The sequence below is a fragment of the Salinivibrio sp. MA427 genome (genome assembly GCF_001996115.1).
Taxonomy (GTDB): domain Bacteria; phylum Pseudomonadota; class Gammaproteobacteria; order Enterobacterales; family Vibrionaceae; genus Salinivibrio; species Salinivibrio costicola.
Genome location: NZ_MUFH01000134.1, coordinates 1 through 6,696 on the forward strand (window position 1 = coordinate 1; position 6,696 = coordinate 6,696).

A 6,696-nucleotide genomic window follows, 5' to 3' on the forward strand; every position below is an offset into this window, starting at 1 on the left:
GTTTCAGGGTTATTTTTTCGCCAAACCCCTATCAGCAATAGACTTTTATGCATTTTGTATTGATTACCTGAACCAGAAGAACGTATTACTTTCCAAATAATCAATCAAAAACCTCTTCAATATCAACAACTTTTGACCTATTTACTGTGATTTTCCAGCGCTGATAAACGGTTGACTGACCTTTAATCCGTTGGCAGCTGATCAGATTAAATTGATGCCGTTTTTCCACCGAATCTTTTAGCACTTGTCCTTCATTAAGGCGATACAAGCGTTGGCTACCGCGGTCCATTAACCGAGAAAAAGAGCGAAAGTCAAATTTCCATACATCTCTGGTGGTGTCGTATCCCGATAAAAAACGGGTCGTTTCTAGTTGTGTTTTTACCTTAAGTCGTACAACCGCTTCTTCTCGCTGACGCAATTTACCACGGCGTAGCTTTTTCACCTCATCAGGTAAGGTGTTATAGTCAAGGTAATCAAGCCATTCAAGCTGTCGTCCAATTTGCCTATTCGACGTCGGATCAATAAAGCGCTTACGCCATTTGGGGCGACCTCTACGGATCCACCGCCAAAGCGCTTCACGCAAATCATCTTTAAAGATCTCACGTAATGCATAGATCCCTGCCATTGCAAGCACAAAAGACAACGTGATTTCTCCCAGATACTGACGAGCATGAATAATCACCGTGGTCACAAAGAGCATCACAAACGCGGTCGCTGAAGCCTTAGCAAGCTTATTCAGATTTTTGCCCAAAGCCTGTGGAATTTGTCGAATCGTGACAGGAAATTCAATCAATCGGCGTGCTAAACGCATCTTATTGACCATACGCGTTGGATCGCGCACCGCTTTATCCGAGTTATAGCGATTAACCAGTCGATGCGCCTCTTCAGCCTGACATAGCTCAATCAATTGTTGACGGACCGTTTTATACACGTTCCCACGTGGCATATGCGCAAGTAGCGAGAGGAAACGCTGTTCCGTCAACCATGACAAGTAATTATCAATGTTATGATAGTACTTGAGCAGTTTGGTATCTTGCGGTTTATAGCGGCGTAAACGACGCAAAATTTCAACCGCCATTTCAATGGTATCTTCTAACTGCTCAAGAGCATCAGCGTCATCAAGCCCTGATACGGACTCAAAAAAGTCATGCGTCGCTTTTTCCAGTGACAAGGCGTATTGATAGGCATAAAGACTCAAGCTGACGCGATATTGCTCAGTAGGAAGTTTATCGCGACTGGCTAGACGGGCATGAACGAGCGGTAAGTGATAGCGGGACGTGAAATAAGTACGACTATTAGCAAGCACGCGGTAGTAAAAATCGTCTTCAGACAGCACATGTTTACCAAACTTCAGTTCGCCAGGCACGAAAAGGTAGAATGCCACCTCTTGCGCACTCACTTCTTCATTAAGCACCGCTATCCTGACTGACAGCCCTTCATGTTTGTCTACCGTGATCACGACTACTCTCCTGTGAACGCCACCCTGTTTATGCCGCGCCAACCCTGTTACGCGACCGCGCTATGTTTCAACCAAGCAAGATCTTTCAACGAAACAGGCGCTTCGCCTCGCGAGTATCGCATATTTGCTAAGATTCTGTTTGAAAACTTAGGCTCTATTTAAAAACTTAGGCTCTGTTTAAAAACGCAGATCCTGTTTAGAAACGTTATCACCGCTCAAAACAATATGGTTAAATTTTAGCCAAACCGTATAAATTAGGTTTCCTTCCCGCTCTTACCTGACGTGTTACCATTACTTACAAAGAAATTAACGAGGTTATCCACAGATACGGTAGATAACTTTATGCCCCGAACGCTAAATGTAGTTCAACCAACACCATATCTAGTATGCGTTTTAGCGACCCACGAATAATGGTCGTGGCCAGATCCTCACAATGTCATACAAAAAAAGCGAGCCACTGCCCGCTTATGTATTCTCAGACGCCAAGGCTATTTAACTTGCCACAACCTGACGTAAGCGCTCCTGTACCACATTCACTAGAAGATCAGGTTGGAATTTGGAGATAAACCGATTACACCCTACCTTCTCAACCATTGCTTCGTTAAAACTGCCACTCAACGAGGTATTTAGTGCAATGTACAAGTCACTCATTCGGCTATCAGAACGCACTTCGTGCGTCAGTTTGTAGCCATCCATTTCTGGCATTTCTGCATCGGTGATCATCAGCAAAATTTCGTCACTGACATTTTTGCCTTCATCGCACCAGCTCTTCAGCAAATTCAATGCTTCAGCACCGTTTTTCTTGATGATGCACTCGACGCCAAACTGCGATAGTGTTTCACTAACCTGCGCTCGTGCCGTCGATGAGTCATCCACGACCAATACACGCTGTCCAGCCATGTAAGGCGTAATTTGCGGATCAAGCACATCTTCCGACACACCAACTTCATAGGCGACAATTTCTGCCAAGACTTTTTCTACATCGACAATCTCAACCAAACGAGTTTGTCCATCAAAGTCTTGGCGAGTAATCGCGGTCAGGTAGTTATTACGGCCTGAGCTTGCCGGCGGCTCCATGATTTCATCCCAGCCCATATTCTTGATATTAATCACTTGACCCACCAAGAAGGCTTGAATAGTGCGATTGTATTCCGTCACGATGACGTTGCACTCATCAGACATCCCGATGGTTCCCATACCAATCGACTGGCGTAAGTCAATCACTGGGATCGATTTACCTCGGATCATCGCCACGCCACGAATATTAGGATGCGAGCCCGGCATTTGGTTGAGCTTAGGCACCTTGATAACTTCGCGGACTTTAAAAACGTTGATGGCAAAAGGTTGGCTAGAACCTAGATAAAACATTAACAGCTCAAGGCGGTTCTCACCCACCAGCCGTGTCCGCGAATCTACCGAATCTAAAATATTGGTCATAGTTCACTCAACCGTCGTGTTACTGCTCATTCGCATGTATCCGGACACGTATATTTGCTTATCGACGTGCCGCTGTTCACGACTTTTCTATTGTGCTCTGGGCACCGAGACAAAAAAAAGTCTAGTCTTATTTTAGGTAAGATATGGCGACAGGCAACCTATTTGCTCATATTAGGCATACCTTTCGCCTTACAGCTTACCCGTTTTAGTCCCACATTTTAACAAAAGGTGCGAGGAAAAAGCGTGGCTGACACCACGTTTAAATGAGACTATCAATAAGTTTCAAATATGAGACAATACGGATGGATTAGGTATCTTTTCCCGAATCAGCCCCTATCCTTGTATAAGAATAGGTGAACAATGCTAAGGCTGTTACCATAACTAAACGATTGACGATTACACGCAGAGTGATGCTATGAAGAGCAAAGCTAATCAAGCACAAGGCATGTTGATGTTCCGCCTCACCGCCACCCAATCTTTCGCGATTGGTACGCTAAAAGTGCGGGAGATCATTCCTTTTCAGCCGCTCACGGATTTGCCCGGCTCCCATCCAACGGTGATAGGGACCACCAGTTTCCGTGGCATCGCCACCCCCGTGATTGATATGGCGAAAGCTATTGGCTACAAGCCTGTTGCCAAGTCCGAGTGGGCGTCTTGTTATATCATCGTCACGGATTGCCAACGCCGCGTGATGGGTTTTTTGGTACGTGGAATCGATAAAATCAGCGAATGTGATTGGCGCTCTATTTCTGAGCCGCCCGAAACCTTAGGAACGCGCGCGTTCTTAACCGGTGTTATGCACATCGACGATAAACTCGTGCAGCTCCTTGATGTGGAATACATCATGGAGCATATTTTCCCATCCGATCCCGACAAGCTCCATCCTATCTTAGCCGATGTGGATCGTGAAAAACTCAAGCCGATGAATATCCTGCTAGTCGATGACTCCTTAACCGCCAGAAGACAGCTTTCTGAGGCATTGGATAGTATTAACATCCCCTATTTTGTGACGAATAACGGCCTAGAAGCGCTGCAAATGATGAAAAACGCCGCATCAGCCGGCAAGCCGTTTGACATCATTGTCAGTGATATTGAAATGCCAGGCATCGATGGCTACGAGCTGGCGTTTGAAATCCGTAATGATGATAAATTGGCAGAAGCATACTTAATCCTGCATACCTCATTGTCCAGTGACATTAGCGTTGATCGTGCTAAACAAGTGGGCGCCCATGAAGCACTCACAAAGTTTGACGCCACCGAGCTGGTACAAGCGATGTTGCGCGGCGCCATGATGAAAACAYCGGGTTCATCGGTCAAGTTAGAAGGTAGCCCAACCGACTATTGACGGTCATCGGACGGGCCATGGCTGGGATTGATATGTGTCATAACACTGTCAATGTCAGCCTGTTATCTTTGCCACCATCAAACAAATTCATCGAGATGTAGGATGGTCGAAAAGGTGTTCGCCTCAGGGTATCTTAGTATCAARGTTCATACTGACTCTTCTATCGCCCTCTCGGCGACTCAAGTGACCAAAAACTCTCCACCTCAAGCGGAAAAAGGCTGGGTTTGCTGCCGCGCTTGTGGTTTAATTTTTTCATACTTCAAAAAATAGAAGGCGACTATGATGACCAGCGTATACGAGATCGTTAAGCACTCACGACAAAAGAACAAGCTAAAACGCGAAATCCAAGACAACGACAAAAAAATCCGAGACAACCAAAAACGTGTTGTCTTACTCGAAAACTTGTTGGATTACATCCAACCAGAAATGTCGTACGAAGATATCGTCGAAATCATCAAGAACATGAAAGGTGATTATGAAGACCGCGTCGATGACCACATCATCAAAAACGCGGAGATTTCTAAGCAACGCCGTGAAATCAGCCGCACCATCAAAGAGCTCACCAAGCAAAGCAAGAGTGGGAAGTAATCCCGTTGCTTAACCGACTAAAAGAAACCCGCCAAAAGGCGGGTTTTTTTAAATGGCGAGAGGGTTAGCGATAGGCTCACCAAACATGGGCAACGGCCGTTCATTGCTATCATCGTAACCAATGTTGAATCTGACCCGATTGATACACACTTTCTCTTTGGTCTCACTCAACACATCAAACAGCGCAAAACGGGCGCTAAGCGCCGGATGCGCGTGTTGATAAGCCCGAAGCGTATCACCTAACTGGCGATAAAACTGAGTTTCACTAACGCCAAGTGAGACAAACCATGGCGAGATAAAGCGTAACGTCGTCACGAAATGTCCGGTGTACAGGTCGTGAACTAGATAGTGTGGTGGCAAGTGTTTAATATTACCTCGTACATCTTTATCCAAGCTATTTAGCTCCGGAAATGGCTGATCGACAAAGCGTAGGTCACCATGAAAATCTTTGATCATACAACCTACAGGGACGTCACCCTCAAGCACTACCGTTATGTTTTGCCCATGGGCGACGAGACCAATCCCGTATYGACACAGCAAGTGATAAAGGGGCACAACAACGTGATCAAACAAACGCTGCAACCATTCGTTAGGCGTTAACGCGGTGCGCGTAATCAGCGCTTCCACACAACTTATCCCATCGCCTCCGGCTTGCATCAACGTCGCCAAACTCATAGGTCGCTGATTCGATAGCAGCAAGCTTTCCGCACGTTCACGCCAAACACATCCCAACATCTCATGGTATTTGTAGCAACTGTCTATCTGCGCCTGATAAGGCTGTGGGCAATATATCCCTGCCACTTCTTGTTGCACGTRCATGCCAAGACGGGACAGTAGATCGTCCTGACTCACACACTCTGAGAGCCATTTTGACAGCACGGGGCCGTGCGCAATAAAGCTGCCGGGCACGCCGCGATAACAAGACGTATTAAGGATCGTCAGCGCGGTTTTAACATCGTATTTTCCTTGGTTATCCGCACGACTCAAGGTGCGAATAGACTGTTGCGCTAGCCACTGCTCAGGACGCGTACCTAAATCAATTATCTTTCCAGAAGCAATTGAAGAAGCGTATTGGCTGTAGATATAACGCTGCATCTGCCAAGGATGAACCATCATGATAAGGTAATCATGCTTATCCGCCGGCAAGCGCGACATAAGCGCGTCATAAGCAGCTGGCGATAGTGTATCGATGAGCAAACTTGCCTGATCCAGCCCCTCACAAAAACCATGTTGTGCGCAGTCTCGATGTACAGCGATATAATGCAAGGCAAAAACGTTACCGTATTCAGGTGCATACTGCTGGCTCTCTTGCTGTCCCCAGCCTAACCGGCCTTTGTTGGCAAGAAACTTAGGGTGTGCATCCAAATAGGCCTGGCGAGCCGATTCAGATAACGCGACCAGTTCATCGGCTGGCATAACATCTAACATTGCAAGATGTTGCTGTTCGGCGCTGAGGGTTTCTTGTAACTCTTCAATCAGCCCACCGAGGTGGAGTGGCGTCATCTTAATCTCTGGCTGTAAATCTATTATTAGCGCGATGAGCTCGGGCTGATGATTATCCCCACGTGACACACTGCCGATATCCACAATCACCATGCCCCATAGGCTCATGGTGGCTGAAAACGACCAGTTCGCATTAGGGAGAGTGAGTTGATAGTCGCGCCCTTCGGTATGAGAGACGGTAATCGCGTTTTCAAAATGAAGCTCTCTGATGGTTTTTGCGAGCAACTTCTGATTGGCTGTTTGCCAATAATTCCCCTGCATTTCCTATGTCCTTTATGCGTTATTTTTCACCAATTTAAGTGAAATGTGGCAATTCGGTTATCAATGTATTGACATAAGGAACAAAGATCAATAATCATAATGA

General features: G+C 46.3%; 5 protein-coding genes. 2 read left to right on the forward strand and 3 right to left on the reverse strand.

From position 1 onward, the window contains the following. Positions 1 to 100: 100 nt before the first annotated feature. On the reverse strand, positions 101 to 1,459 hold the full coding sequence (locus tag BZG79_RS09625) for a hypothetical protein (protein ID WP_077576138.1): 1,359 nt from the start codon (positions 1,457 to 1,459) through the stop codon (positions 101 to 103). A 492-nt stretch (positions 1,460 to 1,951) separates the two neighbouring features. Beyond that, positions 1,952 to 2,896 (reverse strand): chemotaxis protein CheV, encoded by a 945-nt coding sequence (locus BZG79_RS09630; RefSeq protein ID WP_077460871.1) that lies wholly within the window; start codon positions 2,894 to 2,896, stop codon positions 1,952 to 1,954. A gap of 415 nt (positions 2,897 to 3,311) precedes the next feature. On the opposite strand from BZG79_RS09630, the gene BZG79_RS09635 reads away from it, so the two are divergent. Continuing rightward, the gene (locus BZG79_RS09635; RefSeq protein ID WP_077774273.1) at positions 3,312 to 4,241 is read left to right on the forward strand and encodes a chemotaxis protein CheV; all 930 of its coding nucleotides are present in this window, start codon (positions 3,312 to 3,314) and stop codon (positions 4,239 to 4,241) included. Between the two features lie 282 nt (positions 4,242 to 4,523). Beyond that, positions 4,524 to 4,829 (forward strand): DUF496 family protein, encoded by a 306-nt coding sequence (locus BZG79_RS09640; RefSeq protein WP_077460870.1) that lies wholly within the window; start codon positions 4,524 to 4,526, stop codon positions 4,827 to 4,829. Between the two features lie 48 nt (positions 4,830 to 4,877). Here BZG79_RS09640 and BZG79_RS09645 read toward each other — a convergent pair whose 3' ends face one another. Next, complete coding sequence (locus BZG79_RS09645) at positions 4,878 to 6,593, reverse strand: IucA/IucC family protein (RefSeq protein WP_077774274.1); 1,716 nt, start codon at positions 6,591 to 6,593, stop codon at positions 4,878 to 4,880. Positions 6,594 to 6,696 lie beyond the last annotated feature (103 nt).